This window comes from Acinetobacter junii (assembly GCF_018336855.1).
GTDB lineage: Bacteria > Pseudomonadota > Gammaproteobacteria > Pseudomonadales > Moraxellaceae > Acinetobacter > Acinetobacter junii.
Map to the genome: position 1 here is coordinate 2,575,939 of NZ_CP059558.1, position 18,352 is coordinate 2,594,290.

Annotated in this window: 19 protein-coding genes; 11 read left to right on the plus strand and 8 right to left on the minus strand. The window is 38.4% G+C overall.

The annotated features are described in order from the left end of the window. Window positions 1–34 precede the first annotated feature (34 nt). The 5 genes from H2677_RS11860 to H2677_RS11880 all read left to right on the plus strand — a co-directional run bounded on the left by H2677_RS11860 (window position 35) and on the right by H2677_RS11880 (window position 4,889). Complete coding sequence (locus H2677_RS11860; RefSeq protein ID WP_099949035.1) at window positions 35–781, plus strand: hypothetical protein; 747 nt, start codon at window positions 35–37, stop codon at window positions 779–781. Next, window positions 768–1,424 (plus strand): lipoyl(octanoyl) transferase LipB, encoded by a 657-nt coding sequence (gene lipB, locus H2677_RS11865; protein ID WP_099949036.1) that lies wholly within the window; start codon window positions 768–770, stop codon window positions 1,422–1,424. The genes H2677_RS11860 and lipB overlap by 14 nt, the downstream gene beginning before the upstream one ends. Window positions 1,425–1,505: 81 nt before the next feature. Continuing rightward, window positions 1,506–2,039, plus strand: coding sequence for a hypothetical protein (locus H2677_RS11870; protein WP_004908410.1), 534 nt, complete (start codon window positions 1,506–1,508; stop codon window positions 2,037–2,039). 1 nt (window position 2,040) lies between these two features. Next, complete coding sequence (locus H2677_RS11875) at window positions 2,041–3,225, plus strand: iron-containing alcohol dehydrogenase (protein ID WP_004908412.1); 1,185 nt, start codon at window positions 2,041–2,043, stop codon at window positions 3,223–3,225. A gap of 251 nt (window positions 3,226–3,476) precedes the next feature. Further along, on the plus strand, window positions 3,477–4,889 hold the full coding sequence (locus tag H2677_RS11880) for an APC family permease (RefSeq protein WP_212638626.1): 1,413 nt from the start codon (window positions 3,477–3,479) through the stop codon (window positions 4,887–4,889). A 49-nt stretch (window positions 4,890–4,938) separates the two neighbouring features. On the opposite strand, the gene H2677_RS11885 is transcribed toward H2677_RS11880, so the two are convergent. Then, window positions 4,939–5,496, minus strand: coding sequence for a flavodoxin family protein (locus tag H2677_RS11885; protein ID WP_125298493.1), 558 nt, complete (start codon window positions 5,494–5,496; stop codon window positions 4,939–4,941). A 119-nt stretch (window positions 5,497–5,615) separates the two neighbouring features. On the opposite strand from H2677_RS11885, the gene H2677_RS11890 reads away from it, so the two are divergent. Further along, window positions 5,616–6,005: a winged helix-turn-helix transcriptional regulator gene (locus H2677_RS11890; RefSeq protein WP_125298494.1), complete on the plus strand. Its 390-nt coding sequence runs from the start codon at window positions 5,616–5,618 to the stop codon at window positions 6,003–6,005. Window positions 6,006–6,040: 35 nt separating this feature from the next. On the opposite strand, the gene H2677_RS11895 is transcribed toward H2677_RS11890, so the two are convergent. From H2677_RS11895 to lolA, 5 genes are all read right to left on the minus strand, one after another. Then, window positions 6,041–6,514, minus strand: coding sequence for a tRNA (cytidine(34)-2'-O)-methyltransferase (locus H2677_RS11895; protein WP_004908427.1), 474 nt, complete (start codon window positions 6,512–6,514; stop codon window positions 6,041–6,043). An 89-nt stretch (window positions 6,515–6,603) separates the two neighbouring features. Further along, the gene (gene cysG / locus H2677_RS11900) at window positions 6,604–7,977 is read right to left on the minus strand and encodes a siroheme synthase CysG (protein ID WP_212638627.1); all 1,374 of its coding nucleotides are present in this window, start codon (window positions 7,975–7,977) and stop codon (window positions 6,604–6,606) included. Between the two features lie 70 nt (window positions 7,978–8,047). Beyond that, window positions 8,048–9,319 (minus strand): serine--tRNA ligase, encoded by a 1,272-nt coding sequence (gene serS / locus H2677_RS11905; RefSeq protein ID WP_004908431.1) that lies wholly within the window; start codon window positions 9,317–9,319, stop codon window positions 8,048–8,050. Between the two features lie 114 nt (window positions 9,320–9,433). Next, window positions 9,434–10,189 carry an RsiV family protein gene (locus H2677_RS11910; RefSeq protein ID WP_168154240.1) on the minus strand — a complete coding sequence of 252 codons (756 nt, stop codon included), beginning with the start codon at window positions 10,187–10,189 and terminating at the stop codon, window positions 9,434–9,436. A 111-nt stretch (window positions 10,190–10,300) separates the two neighbouring features. Then, on the minus strand, window positions 10,301–10,996 hold the full coding sequence (gene lolA, locus H2677_RS11915) for an outer membrane lipoprotein chaperone LolA (RefSeq protein WP_212638628.1): 696 nt from the start codon (window positions 10,994–10,996) through the stop codon (window positions 10,301–10,303). Between the two features lie 295 nt (window positions 10,997–11,291). On the opposite strand from lolA, the gene H2677_RS11920 reads away from it, so the two are divergent. Further along, window positions 11,292–12,161 carry a pirin family protein gene (locus H2677_RS11920; protein ID WP_129263717.1) on the plus strand — a complete coding sequence of 290 codons (870 nt, stop codon included), beginning with the start codon at window positions 11,292–11,294 and terminating at the stop codon, window positions 12,159–12,161. Between the two features lie 66 nt (window positions 12,162–12,227). On the opposite strand, the gene rpmA is transcribed toward H2677_RS11920, so the two are convergent. Then, entirely contained in the window at window positions 12,228–12,482 is a 255-nt protein-coding gene (gene rpmA, locus H2677_RS11925) for a 50S ribosomal protein L27 (RefSeq protein ID WP_004640422.1), read from the minus strand. A gap of 18 nt (window positions 12,483–12,500) precedes the next feature. Further along, window positions 12,501–12,812, minus strand: a complete 312-nt coding sequence (gene rplU, locus H2677_RS11930; protein ID WP_004652230.1) for a 50S ribosomal protein L21 — start codon at window positions 12,810–12,812, stop codon at window positions 12,501–12,503. A 447-nt stretch (window positions 12,813–13,259) separates the two neighbouring features. Here rplU and sdsA point away from each other — a divergent pair, with 447 nt between their 5' ends. From sdsA to H2677_RS11950, 4 genes are all read left to right on the plus strand, one after another. Continuing rightward, window positions 13,260–14,237 (plus strand): All-trans-nonaprenyl-diphosphate synthase, encoded by a 978-nt coding sequence (sdsA, locus tag H2677_RS11935; RefSeq protein ID WP_004950751.1) that lies wholly within the window; start codon window positions 13,260–13,262, stop codon window positions 14,235–14,237. A gap of 14 nt (window positions 14,238–14,251) precedes the next feature. Beyond that, on the plus strand, window positions 14,252–16,306 hold the full coding sequence (locus H2677_RS11940; protein ID WP_212639610.1) for a site-specific recombinase: 2,055 nt from the start codon (window positions 14,252–14,254) through the stop codon (window positions 16,304–16,306). A 152-nt stretch (window positions 16,307–16,458) separates the two neighbouring features. Continuing rightward, entirely contained in the window at window positions 16,459–17,109 is a 651-nt protein-coding gene (locus tag H2677_RS11945) for a phosphatase PAP2 family protein (RefSeq protein WP_212638629.1), read from the plus strand. Then, the gene (locus H2677_RS11950; RefSeq protein WP_125298498.1) at window positions 17,096–18,346 is read left to right on the plus strand and encodes an efflux RND transporter periplasmic adaptor subunit; all 1,251 of its coding nucleotides are present in this window, start codon (window positions 17,096–17,098) and stop codon (window positions 18,344–18,346) included. The genes H2677_RS11945 and H2677_RS11950 overlap by 14 nt, the downstream gene beginning before the upstream one ends. Window positions 18,347–18,352: the final 6 nt, after the last annotated feature.

Consider the following 18,352-nt stretch of genomic DNA (forward strand, 5'->3'; position numbering starts at 1 on the left):
CTTTCTTTTTCGATTTATGATTGCGAAATAGCTGATGAAAACGCAACGAATTTTACTATCATTATTTACGGTATTTATCCCATCTATCAGTGATGCGAAAACAGCAACTTTTTCTTGGCAAAATGAGCTATGTGAATATAAAGGAGTTTATGACACCAATAAATTCACAGTTAAACAATTAAATGACACGATTAAAATGATGCAATCACGTCATTCGACACAATTAAATAGTAAATCTTATGCCTTTCACCCAGATGACATTGCTAAGATCAATTTAATTGCAATTCAAGAAGAATACAAAGTACAGAAGGAAGCATTAAATAATTTACACCCCTTGCCTATTAAAGAATTTCAGCAACTCAAAAAAGAGCTTATTCAAAATCTAGATCAGGAATACCAACATAATTATTTGACAGCTCTCGCATTTACACAGCCTACGAAGTTACTCACTTCGACTTTTGCACCACAATGTTTAAACCAAGCCAAAGCTTTAAATGCACAAGATAAGCTATCACTGATTAACAATGCCAAACTTTCTCTGCAACGTGAAAATCAATTAGAGTTAAAATTAGGTAATGATCCACAATTTCTCATGAAACGCAGCAAAGATTTTGATATTAAATTAAAAAGCAAAAACGCAGTTCAATATGCCCAAATTCAACTCATTCGTGAGTGGTCGAATTGTGCAAATCCACATGAAACGACAAACGATCAGTTAGAGCAGATTTTCCGCAAAAAAGTATTTATTCAATCAAAGGAAGTTTATTGTGACGAACCTTGATAAACCATCCTTAATCATTCGATGTTTTCAGGATCTACAAGATTACACGACACGATTTGAAGCGATGAAAGATTTTACAACTCATCGTGATAAAACAACACCTGATGAGCTTTGGCTACTCCAACATCAAGATGTTCTAACTCAAGGACAAGCAGGTAAACCAGAACATATTCTCATGCATACTCAACTTCCTGTTGTGCATACAGATCGTGGTGGTCAAGTGACGTGGCATGGTAAAGGACAATTGGTTGCCTACTTCCTGTTTGATCTTAATCGTTTGAAATGGCATGTCAGAACTTTAGTTAGCTTCGCTGAACAAGCGATGATCGATTTACTCAAGAAATACGATATCAATGCTTATGCCAAACCAGATGCCCCAGGAGTCTATGTTGATGGACGTAAGATTGGGTCTTTAGGTTTTAAAATTAGAAGAGGAAGGAGTTATCACGGGCTTGCGCTAAATATTGATTGTGATCTTAGTGGTTTTCAAACCATTAATCCTTGTGGATACGCAGGTTTAGAAATGGTACGCTTACAAGACTTGCTTGAAGATTATCCAAATTTCGAGCAGCTCTGTAATGATTTCGTTGAATATTTTAAAAATGCAGATTTGTTTAATGACCTTGAAGTCAAATCTGAATAAATTACTTTTAAAATCTAGAGAAATAAATTAGAGTAAATACTCTAAATTTGCTTTTGCATAATTTTAACAAGGGATACGCAAGTGATTTCGACCAAAGCAGTGAAGCCCACTTTGCAATTTGCCTACGTAAAACTCATGATGGACGTTGTTGGTCGTGGTTTAGTAATGGCAAGCCAAGTGGACAGTGAAGTTCAAGAGGAAGTTTCTAAATTTCCTGTGGGCTTTATACTCTCGATGAATGTTTTTCCTAATGGTCCTGCATTTATCGCTCGGGTAACAGAAGAAAAACAATTAGAGCTATTACCAAATTACAAAGGTAAGCCTGATTTAACCATTACATTTAAGCATCTGACTCATGCCTTCTTAGTTTTTTCTTTCCAAGAAAGCACAGCTCAAGCCTTTGCAAATGACCGAATGATTGCGGATGGTGATGTATCAAGTGCGATTCGCCTTGTCCGTTGCTTAAATAAAATGGAAGCACTGATCTTACCTAAGTTAATTGCTTCACTCGCAGTAAAACGTTACCCAGCCGAATTGACATTAAAAGAAAAATTCACGGGTGCTAAAAATATTTACCTTAAAGTCGCTAAATCATATTTCCAACGGAGTGCTTAACATGGCTAAGCCTTATTACGAATTTTTCTGCCCTGTAAAAGTAATTGCTGGTAATGCCGCGTTAGAGCATATCCCTTTTGAACTTGCAACTTTAGGTGCAAAACGCCCAATGATCATTACTGACAAGGGTGTTCGCGCAAATGGCTTATTAAATCCAATTGAAGCTGCTTTCAGTACGACTGATGCTGTTATTGGTGCAATTTTTGATGATGTACCACCAGATTCAAGCTTAGAAGTTGTTCGTTTAGCAGCAGAACTTTATCGCAAACAAAAATGTGATGCGATTATTGCAATTGGTGGTGGTTCAGTTATTGATACCTCTAAAGCTACTAACATTCTGGTATCTGAAGGTGGTAATGATTTACTACAATACTCAGGTGCACATAACCTATCAAAACCATTGAAACCGTTCTTCGTGATTCCAACGACATCTGGCACGGGTTCAGAAGTAACAATGGTTGCTGTTGTTTCAGACTTAGAAAAGAACGTAAAAATCCCATTTACGTCATATTATCTAATGCCACATGCTGCAATCCTTGATCCACGTATGACTCAGACCTTACCACCGCATCTTACAGCTATGACTGCGATGGATGCGATGACACATGCTGTTGAAGCCTATACGTGTTTGGCTGCTAACCCTCTAAGTGATGCTTATGCAAGTGCTGCTATCAAAAAAATCAGCGAAAACTTGTTTAAAGTTCTAGATAATCCTAGTGAACCACAAGGTCGTTTAGAGCTTGCACAAGCATCAACAATGGCTGGTATTGCGTTCTCGAACTCAATGGTTGGTTTAGTTCACTCTTTAGGTCATGCTTTAGGTGCGGTAGCTCATCTGCCTCACGGTCTATGCATGAACTTGTTCTTGCCATATGTGCTTGAATACAACAAAGAAGTGAATGGCAATAAGATTGGTGAATTATTGCTTCCGTTAGCAGGCGCTGACATTTATGCTCAAACCCCTGCGAATCAACGTGCGGACAAAGCGATTGCTACAATCCTAACAATGCGTGATCGTTTATTCAGCTTAACTAAGTTACCTCGCAATTTGCGTGAAACTGGTAAAGTCACTGAAGCTCAACTTGATGATGTTGCTGAAAAAGCGTTGAATGATGGTTCAATCATTTTCAATCCAAAAGAAGCAAGCTTAAAAGATCTACGTGCTATCTTGCAAAAAGCTTGGTAATTAATTGATTTAGATCATAAATCATGCAGAAAAAGTCCTGATCATATAAAGTGATCGGGGCTTTTAAAATTTAGGTGAACTTTTATTCATCTTTTTTTCTCCACAATTGGCAAAAAAATTGCTAAAAAAAGCATAAAAGTACTGACAATGAATACCAATTTAGGATAGATTGGCGGACTTCTTTTTTCTGTAGGGGGGATCATTTCGTCTCAAATGATCCTTAAACCATAGCTGATCCTTGATCAACGATTATGAGGATAACGCCGTTGACAAATATCTCTGGGACTCAATCGGCAGCTAAACTGCAAAAAACGCTAGGTCTCTGGCACATTATCATTATTGGTTTAGCTTATATTCAACCTATGACTTTGTTTGACACTTTTGGTCTAGTATCAGAAGAAAGTCATCATCATGTTCCTACCTCATACATAGTGGCCTTAATTGCAATTTTGTTCACATCTTTGAGCTATGGTCACATGATTCGCCGCTATCCATCGTCTGGTTCGGCATATACCTACGCGCAAAAATCCATTCATCCCAATGTTGGTTTTATGGTAGGTTGGTCATCTTGGTTAGATTATTTACTCTCACCAATGGTCAATATTATCCTTGCAGTGATTTATCTTGAAGCATTATTTCCAAGTGTAAATCATTGGGTTTGGGTTATTGTTTTGACTGCGTTCATGACTGGCGTAAACTTACGTGGCGCCAAGTTTGTTGCTAATTTCAACAGCATGATTGTTTTAGTCCAGCTGATTGTGATTGCTGTATTTACCTATTTAGTTTATAGCAAATTACAAATGGGACTTAACGCAGAAGGACCAATAACAGCAGAAACTCGCTATCAGCTTTGGAGTCTTGAACCATTTTGGAACGAGTTAACCTCAGTTGGCGCATTAATTACTGGTGCAACCTTACTTTGTTTCTCGTTTACAGGGTTTGACTCTTTAAGTTCACTTGCAGAAGAAACCAAAGATACCAAAAAAACGCTTCCAAAAGCTATTTTCTTGACTGCTCTATTTGCAGGGATCGTGTTTATCATCAGCACATATTTCATGCAAATTTACTTTCCAAATGATCCTAAAACTTACTTCCAAGATGTCGCAGCAACACAGCCTGACATTTTACTCCTAGTTGGTGGCTCATTGTTCCAGTCTTATGTTCTTGCTTTTGCAATCGTGACAGTAATGGCATCTGGTATTTCTGCGCATGCAGGGGTATCGCGCTTGATGTATGTGATGGGTCGTGATGGCGTGATTAATAAAAAAATCTTTGGTCATATTAGTCCAAAGAACTTTACGCCGTCATACAACATCATGATCGTAGGTGCAGTCGCGCTATGTGCTGGATTTATGAGCCTTGATACCGTTATTTCATTGATCAGCTTTGGTGCTTTAACTGCATTTACGTTTGTCAATTTATCAGTTATTTCTCGTTATGCATTACGTGATGGACGAACTAAAAATCTTAAAGATATTTTAAACTTCGTTGTGATTCCTTTAATGGGATTCATCAGTATCTTTGCATTGTGGTTAGAAATTGAAGATACCTCACTAAAATATGGCTTATGGTGGGCTATGTTTGGTGTGTTATACCTTGGTTATAAAACTAAAGGCTTCAAATATTCTGCACCTCAGCATAATGAGTTTGATGATAAACTTTAATCAACATCATAAAAAAAGGCGCTTCATGCGCCTTTTTTATTATCATCTATTAAGATGCATGAATTTTTTCAACAATATCTTTAACTCGTTTTGCATAGAGCTTAGCTGTTTCCAAATCACCTGAAGGAATTTCATCAACACCTGCATCTGATGGAGTTTGTACTAATAAACCAACAGAACCACCTAAATTGTTCACATCCTCACGGGTTGCTGTTTTAGTATTTGCTGGTAATAAGCCTAAACTTACCCAAATTCCACCATGTTGAGAGGCTAAAGTTTGTAAATGGATTAAGGTAACTTGTTTATCACCATTTAAACTTGCACTATTGGTAAAACCTGCAAAAACTTTATCTTTCCAGCCCTGTGTAAACCAGATTTTAGAAGATGCATCAGCGAATTTCTTAAATTGCCAAGGCGCTGCTCCCATATATGTTGGTGTACCAAAAACGATCCCCTGTGCTTGATTTAGCAGCTGCCAATCTTGTTCTGAAATATCACCATTTTGATCAATTTCGATTAAATCTGCTTGTATGCTTTGAGCAAATGTTTCAGCAATAACTTTCGTATGTCCATAACCAGAATAATAAACAACAGCAATGTTTGACATGAGAGAGTCCTTATAATTTCAAAAAAGTTCGATTTAATGATATATTTTAGAAACTAGGTGTCAATTAGTTACCAATTGGTAACTATGTTGCTATTCGCATTAAATACTGGGTTAAAAAGATGAATACCGCTTTAAAATATAATATTTATCAACAACATTGCCCTGCTCGGTTATTTTTTGAAAAAATTGCTGACAAATGGGTTTTACTGATTATCAATGTCCTCGCAGACGAAACTCAGCACTTCAATCTTTTAAAGAAAAATATTCAAGGTATTTCACCTAAAGTACTGTCTCAAAAACTAAAAATGCTAGAGAGAGATGGATTTATCCAAAGACAAGTCCAAAATACCTCTCCAATACGTGTTGATTATTCATTAACACCATTAGGACATGAAGTTGCCAAAATGGCATTTCAGTTAAAAGATTGGGCTGAAACTAATATTGAAAAAGTGATATCAGCTCAACAAAAATTTGATTCAAGCCCCAAACAAGAAAACGACTTAAAATAGATCACTTTAAGTCGTTTTAGCACTTGAGCAATAAATTAAACTAAAGCTTTAAATCCTTGTTGACGCCAAGCTTCATAGACAATAACAGCAGTTGCATTAGATAGATTTAAACTTCTTGAGTTTTCAGCCATTGGTAATCTTATCCACTGCTCTTGTGGGAACATCATTCGGACATGCTCAGGCAAACCTCTAGTTTCAGGTCCCATCAATAAAGCAACTGGACGATTGAGATCAACTGTATGTGGTGTCGCACTGCCCTTGGTCGTCAGTGGAAAGACATGCTCAACACCTTTAGATTTGAGATCAGCAAGACACAACTCAATATTGTCCCATATCAACATTCTTGCCCATTCATGATAGTCCAAACCTGCGCGCTTCAATTTTTTATCATCTAGCTCAAAACCTAAAGGTTTGACTAAATGTAGCTGAGCACCTGTATTAGCGCATAAACGAATGATATTACCTGTATTTGCTGGAATCTCAGGTTCGTATAGGACCACATGAATCACAAATTTTCTCTACTTTTCATAATCCCTCCTAGTCACCCTTTAAAAAAGAGAGGAACTCACTCTCTTTCTAAAGTGGGATTAGGAAAGATTTATTGCCATTTTAACTGTTCTCGTAGGCTCACAACTTCACCAATAATAGTTAAAGTCGGTGCTACGATATGATGTTCAGATACCTTTGTTGCAATATCAGCCAAAGTTCCAACAACAACTTTTTGTTCAGGCGTTGTACCTTTAGAAATCAATGCAACAGGCATCGTTGGACGTTGACCATGTGCAATGAGTTGCTCACAAATGCGTTCTAATCCAACCAAGCCCATGTACAGAACTAAAGTTTGGTTTTCATAGACCAATTCACTCCAAGGCAACTCAGGTGAACCTTCTTTTAAATGTCCTGTTAAAAACCGCACACTTTGCGCATAATCACGATGTGTTAACGGAATCCCTGCATAAGCGGAGCAACCTGAAGCCGCGGTAATCCCTGGCACAACTTGGAATGTCACATTGGCTTCGACCAATTCTTGAATCTCTTCACCGCCACGCCCAAAAATAAATGGATCACCGCCCTTTAAACGGCAAACACGCTTACCTTGTTGTGCATATTCAACCAACAAAGCATTAATGCCTTCTTGCGGAACAGAATGATTTGAACGTGCTTTACCCACATAAATTTTTTCGGCATCACGACGACACAAATCTAAAATCGGACCTGAAACCAAACGATCATAGATCACAACATCAGCTTGTTGCATCAAACGCAACGCTTTGAGTGTCAATAACTCTGGGTCACCAGGTCCCGCACCAACAAGATATACTTCACCTTTAGGTGCAGACCATTCAGTTAGAGCTTGCTGGATCAGTTGATTTGCAAGCTCAAGATTGTCATTGAAAACTTGTTCTTTTAGAGGACTTGCATATAAATTTTCCCAAAAGATACGTCGCTCATCTGGGTTAGAAATTTTTTCTTTAACATGCTTACGCCATTGTCCAGAAAACTCAGCGAGTTTACCCATCCCATGCGGCACAATAGTTTCAATCTGTGTACGCAATTGTCGAGACAATACTGGCGATGCCCCATTAGACGCAACAGAAATCACTAAAGGTGAACGATCAATGATTGCAGGTACCATGAAACGGCAATTAGGTATGTCATCAACACTATTGACTAAAATATTGCGCTGCTCACAATGATCAAATACGGCTTTATTTACATCTGCTTGGTCTGTCGCAGCAATCACTAAGCGATAGCGAGTATCAAGTACAGATTCTGAGAAGCTTTCTTGGATATACTGACCCGTTGATTTCTCAACTAAAATCATTAAATCAGGTTCAATCTCAGGTGCAACCACATCAATGATTGCACCTGCTTTGACCAATAAACTTGCTTTACGATAGGCAATACGCCCACCGCCTACAATCAGACAACGTTGCTGTTGCAACTTTAAAGAGATTGGAAATATTTCCACATCTAGCCTCTTCTATATTTTCTATCTGATTGAACTAAAGCAAAAACTATGCACAAAATCGATGCATGTTTTAATCAATGAAGCTTACGCCGCCCATATATGGACGTAAAACTTCTGGAATCTCGATTGAACCATCTGCACGTTGATAATTTTCCATTACCGCAAGCAAGGTACGACCCACCGCAAGACCTGAACCATTCAATGTATGCACCAATTCGATCTTCTTCTGATCTACACGATAACGTGCTTTCATACGACGCGCTTGGAAATCACCCATATTTGAACAACTAGAGATTTCACGATAGGTATTTTGGCTCGGTACCCACACTTCGAGGTCATAAGTCTTAGTTGCGCCAAAGCCCATATCACCACCGCAGAGCAAAATCTTACGGTATGGCAAACCAAGTGCCTGTAAAATGCCCTCTGCATGTGCAGTTAATTCTTCAAGTGCCTGCATAGAGTGCTCAGGCTTAACGATTTGCACCATTTCGACCTTATCGAATTGATGCTGACGAATTAAACCACGGGTATCACGACCATAAGAACCAGCCTCACTACGGAAACATGGTGTATGTGCAGCATATTTTAACGGTAAACGATCTGCATCAATGATTTCATCGCGCACAAAGTTAGTAATCGGCACTTCGGCAGTAGGAATCAGGTAGTATTCCTTTTCACCTTGAAGCTTGAATAAATCCTCTTCAAACTTAGGTAATTGTCCTGTACCACGTAAAGTATCTGCATTTACTAAGTAAGGTACATAAGCTTCGGTATAACCATTTTTAAGCGTATGTGTATCTAGCATGAATTGAGTCAGAGCACGTTGCAAACGAGCCAATGGACCTTTCAACACGCTGAAGCGAGAACCTGTTAGTTTTGTTGCAGTCTCAAATTCAAGACCACCCATCCATTCACCGAGATCAGTGTGATCTTTAATTTCGAAATCAAACTGGCGTGGTGTACCCCATTTCAAGATTTCTAAATTATCACTTTCATCTTTACCTTCAGGTACAGATTCATCAGGCAGGTTTGGAATCGCCAGTGATTTTTGTTCTAACTCAGTTTGAAGTTCTGCCAAAGCAACTTCAGCAGCTTTGATTTCGTCACCAATGGCAGACATACGTGCCATGATTTCGGAAGCATCTCCACCAGACTTTTTGATTTGACCAACTTGTTTAGCACCCGCATTGCGTTCAGCTTGTAAATTCTCAGCTTTTGACTGCAATTCTTTACGGCGAACTTCTAAATCAGCCCATTCTTGCGCATTAAGCTGAACACCACGTTTTGCTAAAGCAGCGTTTACTGCTTCAATATTATTTCTGAGTAATTTTGGGTCAATCATAATCAATCATGAATAGAGAAAAAACTGGCTATAGTGTAAGGCTTTAACCCAAAAAAATACAGCGATAGACAACAAAGACTCAGCACCTACGCAGGTTGAGATGCTGAAAATCAATTAATTTGGTTCTTTTGGTAAACTTGGTAAATATTCAGCTTTAATAAACTGTTTCGCTGCATAATAGGGCAACGTTAACTCACTCATTCCTTCAGCATAAGATGCAAGCTCATATAAAGGATAGACAAAAACAATACCATTCACTCCATAGTAATAATTGTCACTGAGCTGTAAATCTTGTTTTTTAATATTATGATCTTCTAACCAGTTCTGATTAGACGCATATAGTTCATCACGCAGTTTGGTATTCATCTCAGGTTTAATCAATTCACTGACAGTGATATGTTTTTTATTAGAAAGATCAAAATTCACAAACTCTTGATGTGACATACCATGTGCTGCGCCAGCAGAATATGAATACGACTGAATCGCAAATGTCGCTAAATTATAATTTTGTCCTATAAAACGAACGTATGTACTACTCTCACTCAATGAAGGTTCATCTGCAGGAACTTTAACTTTCTGATCAGGAAGATTAGCAAAAGCATTCGGCTCAGCTTTTTTCATACGATTGACAAAATATTCATCGATCCATTTTTGATTGGTTTCGACGGTTTGCAAATCGTAATTGGTACAACCATCCTCCAAACAAACTTTTTGCTTGGGAAGCTTAATTGGAATTACTTTTGCTTGGATTAATGGTATGTCTAATTTTGCAGTTTCTTTGGATGATTCTTGTTTAGGTTGGCATCCGACTAAAGCAACAACTATAAGAATTGGAATAAGTTTTGATAATTGTGAAGTATTCATCGTCATGCAAGTCTCTGATGTTTTTCTTCACTATACAAAGCCTTGTAAGGATATAAAATTTAAAAATGTATCTTTCAGACAAGAAAAAGCCGCAAATATGCGGCTTTTTTTAACTGATTACTGATCAATAATATCTGTACCTTTAGGCGGTGCAAAATTAAAGACTGATGCAGGGATCTTTGGATTGACTTTAATGTTACTGAATCGAACATAAGTCGTTTGACCTAAAGAATCCTGTAAAATCATCAGGTTTGGTGCTTTATTTGCGCCAAAACTAATGGTCATGCTTTGGAAAGCACTGTCTTCTTGTTTTGGATATAAAGTGTAATAAAGTTTAGTGCGGTCAGGCTGCGTCACACGATAAGACTGCATGATCTGATTAGTATTGCCTGATAACAATAGTGCTGGTGTATTGGCAATTTGATCATCTAAACTCTGACGAACAGCTTGTTGTAAATCTGGATCATAAATCCAAACAAGCTTACCTGTGGTCACAATGGTCTGCTTCGCTGGGCTAGTCGTTTCCCAATAAAACTTTCCAGGACGTTCTACTTTCATTGTACCTTTGAAAGTTTGATTCATATGTTGTGCAGTTAAGCTTTTATTTTTGCTCGGCTTACTGTTTGTAACTTTTGTAGTTTGTTCAAAATCTGCTGTTAAACGTTGCAAGCCAGATAACTGCTTCACCAAACTTGAGGTTGCTTGCTGAGCAGATGCTGCTGTTGGTGCAGCAGATAACTGTGTACTCACAACTGGAGACAGTGTCATTGCACCAATTGTTGCAGCATATGCCATTTTTTTTACGAAATTCATAAAATGAACCTTCTATCAGATTTCTACTGTTATGACGACATCTTACTGTTTTTAATCATTAAAAAAATGAAGAAAAGCACAGGTTTTGTGTATTTCGTGTCGCAAAGTTCAGCATTATGTATGAAGATGCGGTCTTTATGTAGAAATTGTAAGGATGCAAATCCACAATTTGACAAGATTTTAAAATCAATCATGTAGCTAAATTTTTTGATATAGGAATTATTAATAAAGAATAGAGTAGACCTGAATCAACTTTTTGATAGTCTTACTAGAATTTATAAAATAAGCATAAACTATGAAAAGTCTTGCATTCATCCATCGAAATGACACTCGATTCGCTATTGGCGACTTTTACCCTGCACTTTCAGTATTCTCTTACCATGAACTTGGTAATACAACATCGCCCTTTCTACTGCTTGATCATTTAGGACCAGGAAAACTCGAACCTAAAAGCAAAAAGAAAGGCGTAAATGAACATCCACATCGCGGTTTTGAAACCGTGACCTTTGTATTTGCAGGTGAATTACAACATAAGGACTCCACAGGTGGCGGTGGCTTGATCAAACGAGGTGATGTTCAGTGGATGACTGCTGCCTCTGGAATACAACACATAGAACAGTTTAGTTCCGAGTTTCGTGAAAGTGGTGGTCCATTTGAAATGGTACAACTCTGGGTAAATTTACCTGCCAAAGACAAAATGTCTGCCCCTCGCTATCAAAGTTTATTAAATGAAGATATCCCTAAAATTATTCTCGATGATCAAGCTAGCTATATTCGCGTAGTTGCTGGTGAGTTAAATCAAACAACTGGAATCGCAAAAACATTTACTGCAATGAATGTCTTTGACATACATCTTGTGAAAGACCAACAAATTACATTACCTGCTGCCGAGGGTGCGACAACCTTGATCTATTTGCGTAAAGGTAAAGTACAGTTTTCTTCTGATGAAGAATCTCTCGAAGAACAAGCGATGGCTGTCATGTCGAGCTTAGGAACTGACGTTCAAATCAACGCTCTAGAAAACTGTGATTTATTATTTTTATCAGCACAACCCTTAAACGAGCCAATTAATGGACAAGGTCCTTTCGTCATGAATAGTTATGATGAAATTTTACAGGCTTATGATGATATTAAGACAGGAAAATTCGGACACTATTCAAATTAGACACCTTATAAAATGTATACTCATAAAAAAACCCGCTAAAAGCGGGTTTTTCTGAACTATTAAAACTTACGCTTCAACAGTTACATAGCGACGGCCAAATTGACCTTTCACTTCAAATTTTACTACGCCGTCAGCAGTAGCAAATAAAGTATGGTCACGGCCCATACCAACATTTGCACCAGCGTGGAACTCTGTACCACGTTGACGAACGATGATGTTACCAGCAGTTACAGTTTGACCACCGTAAACTTTAACACCTAACATCTTAGGATTCGAATCACGACCGTTCTTCGTCGATCCACCGGCTTTTTTAGTTGCCATGTCTATTTACTCCTCGTGTTAGCCTGCGATACCAGTAATTTTCAACTCGGTAAACCATTGACGGTGACCTTGTTGCTTACGGTAGTGTTTACGACGACGCATTTTGATGATGCGGATTTTGTCGTGACGACCATGGCCAACTACTTCTGCAGTTACTTTTGCGCCAGCTACAACTGGAGCACCGATTTGAATGTTGTCACCGTTTACAACCATTAACACGTCATCAAACGTGATAGTTGCGCCAGTTTCAGCTTTCAATAATTCTACTTTAAGGGTTTCACCCTCAACAACACGGTGCTGTTTACCACCGCTTTGGATTACTGCGTACATATGTACTCCAACATGCCCGTGTCGTCGTGTCGATAAAGGGATATATCGATCTTAAAACGAACGCCACTGGGGTTATATAAGGGGACAAATTTTAAGTGAAATTTGATCAAACAACAAGTCATTTTATACAAATGCAAATAGATTCAATCAATTTTTAGATTTTCTAATAAAATCAATTAGATTGAAGTTCTACAGTTTTGATTGATTCTTTCTGTGATTTGCAATACATTTTTAAAAACAAATTGCGACAATAACAAACTGTGTTTTTACAAAGTCATAAGTAAAGTAATGATGTTTGGTGGGCAAGCTCTTTTTTCTGTCTAAATTAAGACCAAAAAACTCATCATAATGTTTTAAATGACGGATTACACAGCCTGTATAACTGTTTAGCAACAGATTAATTGATACACTTAGCGCACTACCCACCTATACGAGGTTTTTCTTCATATGGTTATCGATTTTAAGCAAGACGTTCTTTCCCCTGTTGCGACAGATTTTGCTGCGATGGATTACCTGATCAATGAAGGAATTAGCTCTAAAGTTGGCTTAGTCATGTCTGTAAGCAAACACGTCGTAGAAGCTGGTGGGAAGCGTATGCGTCCAATCATGTGTTTACTGGCTGCAAAAGCTTGTGGATTGGCAAATATGCAGCAAGCACAACATTTAGCTGCCATCATTGAAATGCTTCATACCGCAACTTTAGTGCATGATGATGTCGTCGATGAATCAAACCTCCGCCGTGGTCGCCCAACCGCAAATGCAACGTGGAACAATCAAACTGCTGTTTTGGTGGGTGATTTCTTAATAGCACGTTCATTTGATCTATTGGTTGATTTAAATAACATCACGCTATTAAAAGATTTCTCTACGGGCACATGTGAAATTGCTGAAGGTGAAGTTTTACAACTTCAATCTCAGCATCAACCCGAAACAACCGAAGAAACATATTTACGCATTATTCATGGTAAAACATCTCGTTTGTTTGAACTTGCTACTGAAGGCGCAGCTATTTTGGCAGGTACAGAAGAGTACCGTGAACCTCTTCGTCGCTTCGCAGGTCATTTTGGTAATGCTTTTCAAATTATTGATGATATTTTGGATTACACATCTGATGCTGAAACATTAGGTAAAAATATTGGTGATGATTTGATGGAAGGTAAACCTACTTTACCGTTAATTTCAGCATTAGCTCATTCGACAGGTGAAGAACATGAGATTATCCGTCGTAGTATCGCCACTGGTGGTATCGAGCATCTAGATAAAGTTATTCAAATCGTGCATAACTCGGGCGCAATCGAATATTGCCAAAAGCGTGCCCAACAAGAAACGGATGGCGCATTAGAGGCTTTAAAAGCCTTACCTGATAATGAATATCGACAAGCACTGATCAATTTAACCTTAATGGCCTTACACCGACTCCAATGATGTTCTAATTGCCTATGCATTTAAATTTATCTGATTTATTTTTAAAAATGCAGGAACAGCTTGAACTACCTCAAGCTGCTCTTGACGAAAACCTAATTATTGAACTGGTCAATCGTATACGACCAGCTGATCCTAACGATGCCAATGAAGTAAAATCACGTATTGATGCATTGGTTAGGATTTTATTACCCACTCCTGCATCCTCCATTTTGCTTCAAAACTTTTTATTGCGTCTGATTAGCCAATATAAACAAATTAGCTTGTATGCCGACAGTGGCATTCTCTCTTTGGATGGCTTTTGGAACCAGTTAAGCCAACGATTAGGCGCTCATTTTCTTCCTTTAATTGAAGATGGTCAGCAACTCAGAACATTAGTGGGTAAAGTTTTTCACCAAGAAACTGATAGCGATTGGTTAGCTTTAATTGATACACAAGATTGGATTCGTTTATTTAGCCTAATCAGTGAAAGTCATAGCAATAGTAAAGAAAAACTCTATTCTAAAAATGAATTAATAAAAGCGATTACTGTTCTTTCATATCGAATCAGTGGCATTGGCTTATATCCTGAGTTTATTAATGCCTTACCTGACATTATTGAATATGAATCTCCTTTTCTGGTTCAAAACCGAGAAATTGTCGAATTTATTGAGAAGTATAAAAAGCAGATCGAAGATCAAGATAGCATTGTAGTTCTCCCGCCTCCTGATGCATCACAAGCATTTGTTATGCTGGATCAATGTCGCGAAGTTGTACTCAAAATCCGCAGAGCAACCAAGCGTATTGGTGTAAGTATCAGTTTGACTTATTTACTCTCGCTTTTGGAACAAGCACTTGATCGAATTGAATTATTGCTTAGTTTATTGGTCAGCAAAAATGAAATTCGATACCGATCATTGGGTGAGTTAATCACAGATCTAACTCAAGCGAATTATGATGAAAAAAGTGTGCGTCACTTACTGAGTTCTACCAGTGAGTTAATTGCGTTACAAGTTACTGAGAATGCAAGTAAGACAGGCGAACATTATGTAAGTACTGACAAAGCTGGCTTTTGGGGAATGTATAAGGCTGCTGCGGGTGCAGGTGCAATTATTGCGACCATGGCAACCTTAAAAATACTGACAGCGCGTTTGGTCTTGGCTCCATTTGGACATGCATTTCTATATAGCATGAACTATGCGTTGGGTTTTATGCTGATTCATGTGCTGCATTTCACCGTTGCAACTAAACAACCAGCAATGACAGCTGCTGCGCTCGCAGCAACAGTACAACATCAAAAAGGCAGTAAAACCGCACAAATTGCAGAACTCGCAGCTTTAATTATCAATATTATTCGTACTCAATTTGTGGCCATCCTCGGCAATATCTCGATTGCGATTCCAGTAGCTGCACTTATTACTTTCTTATGGCAATACAACTTACATGAACCTTTGCTTTCACCTGTTAAAGCAAGTAAAACACTGCACTCCTTAAATCCGTTCACTTCTTTGGCCGTTCCACATGCAGCAATTGCTGGTGTGTGCTTATTTTTATCAGGTTTACTTGCAGGATATTTCGATAACCTAGCCGTATATCGAAAGGTAGGTCCTCGATTAAAACAGCATCTTCGTTTGAAACGTTTAATGGGACAAGAAAGACTGGATAAGTTTGCTAATTATATCGAAACCAACTTAGGTGCTTTAGCTGGTAACTTTTTGTTCGGCATTATGCTTGGAAGTATGGGAACCATTGGTTTTATTTTAGGCTTACCACTAGATATTCGTCACATTGCATTTGCATCTGCAAATTTTATACAAGGCTTAATGACTATTAGTGGATCACCTGATATTGGTCTAATCCTTGTATCGTTTCTTGGTGTCATGCTCATTGGTTTAACCAACCTATTTGTTAGCTTTACTTTGACTATTATTGTTGCTTTACGCGCTCGTCGCGTACGTTTCGCACAATGGAAACCATTGGCAAAATTGGTACTCACGCACTTCTTAACACGACCAAGTGATTTCTTTTGGCCACCAAAGCAACCAATCGAAGTAGATGATGATGCATCAAGTGAACAAAAAGTGAGACATTAATCAATTTTTGTTATGTTTTTTTACTGAACCTTAAAAAAATCTGAAAATGAAATTATCATAAAATTTCAAGACTTGACCAAAAGTGTACTCGCAAGTACACTTTCAAACATTATATAACCCTGAACAATGGTTAAGCAAATAATGAGGTTCGCATGCCGTACCTACTGTTTTGTATTGGTTGCATTTTTTTGATAATCGGTGTGATTGGGCTGTTTTCTCCAAGCATATCAAATTTAGACCTTAGAGGTGTTCAAATGCTATTTGAACACCGTTCGTTTGCGCTTAACCACGTAGCCGTTCTGTTTTCTCGCCTAGGAGGCATGCCCTTTTTACTGGTTTTAACGTCGTTTTTTTGTATCCATCAAATTCGAAAGAAAAACTATAAAAAGGCCATATTTGTCGCCCTGAGCGTGATCGGTAGCATTGTGATTGGTTGGCTTCTGAAATGGGGCATTGATCGACCAAGACCATTGGCGTTTTATCATTTAGTTCAAAGTTATGGAGCATCCTTCCCAAGTGCCCATAGCCTGTATGCTGCAACCCTATCGAGTTTAGTTCTGTTGCTATCACAACAGCACAAATATCGTTCCAGTATCGTTTTAGTATCTGTTTTATGGTTAATAATCATGGGGATATCTAGAGTTTATGCAGGGGTTCATTATCCAACTGATGTATTGGCTGGTTGGGGTATTGGGTTGATTTTGACTTCGTTGCTTTGGTTTTGGCTGTATCAAAGCAATTTCAGCAACAATTTGTTTTTAGATAAAAAATCTAAATTGAGGTGGAACAATGATGTCGGCTAAGCTTTGGGCACCTGCCCTAACTGCTTGCGCATTAGCAACAAGCATTGCGCTTGTTGGTTGTAGCAAAGATCCTAAAGATGAACAGCAAGCTGCTGCTGCTCAAAAAATGCCGCCTCCAGAAGTTGGTGTTATCGTTGCTCAACCACAAAGTGTTGAACAAAATGTTGAACTTTCTGGGCGCACTTCTGCGTATCAAATATCAGAAGTTCGTCCACAAACGGGGGGCGTTATTTTAAAGCGTTTATTTGCTGAAGGCAGTTATGTCGAAGCAGGTCAAGCGCTTTATCAAATAGATGCTAATACCAACCGTGCAACTGCTGACAATGCTCGTGCAGCTTTATTACGTCAGCAAGCTAATTTAAATGCATTGCGTGTGAAAGAAAATCGTTATCGCCAATTGGTTGGTACTAACGCCGTTTCTAAACAAGAATATGATGATATTAATGCTCAAGTAAAATTGGCTGAAGCAGATGTAGCTGCAGCTCAGGCAGCATTGAAAAATGCTGAAATTACTTTAGGTTATTCAACTGTTCGCGCACCAATCTCAGGACAATCTAGTCGTTCTTCGGTAACTTCTGGTGCTTTAGTTACTGCAAACCAAGCAGATCCGTTGGTGACAATCCAACAACTTGATCCAATCTATGTAGATATCAATCAATCAAGTGCTGAAATGCTCCGTTTACGTCAGCAGTTGAGTAAAGGTAGTTTAGATAGTAGTAATAATACTCGCGTCAAACTCACACTTGAAGATGGTTCAGATTATCCTATCGAAGGACAACTCGCATTCTCTGGTGCAAGTGTTAACCCTGAAACAGGATCAGTGACTTTACGTGCCGTTTTCCCAAATCCAAATCACTTGTTATTACCTGGTATGTACGCAACTGCAAAAATTTCTCAAGCAGTTCTACCTAATGCATATCTGATTCCACAAGCAGCTGTAACTCGCTTACCTACAGGACAAGCAATTGCTATGGTAGTCAATGCGAAAGGTGCTGTAGAGACTCGACCAGTGACGACAGCAGGGGTTCAAGGTCAAGACTGGATTATTACCGATGGTTTAAAAGCTGGTGATAAAGTTATTGTGGATGGTGTTGCAAAGGTAAAAGAAGGTCAAGAAGTTAAGGCTAAGCCTTACCAACCTCAAGCATCACAAGGTCAAAATGCTGCCCCTAAAGCAAATGAACAAAAACAAGCTGACTCTTCAAAAACTGAACAAAAAGCTACTTCACAAGTTTAAGGGGTA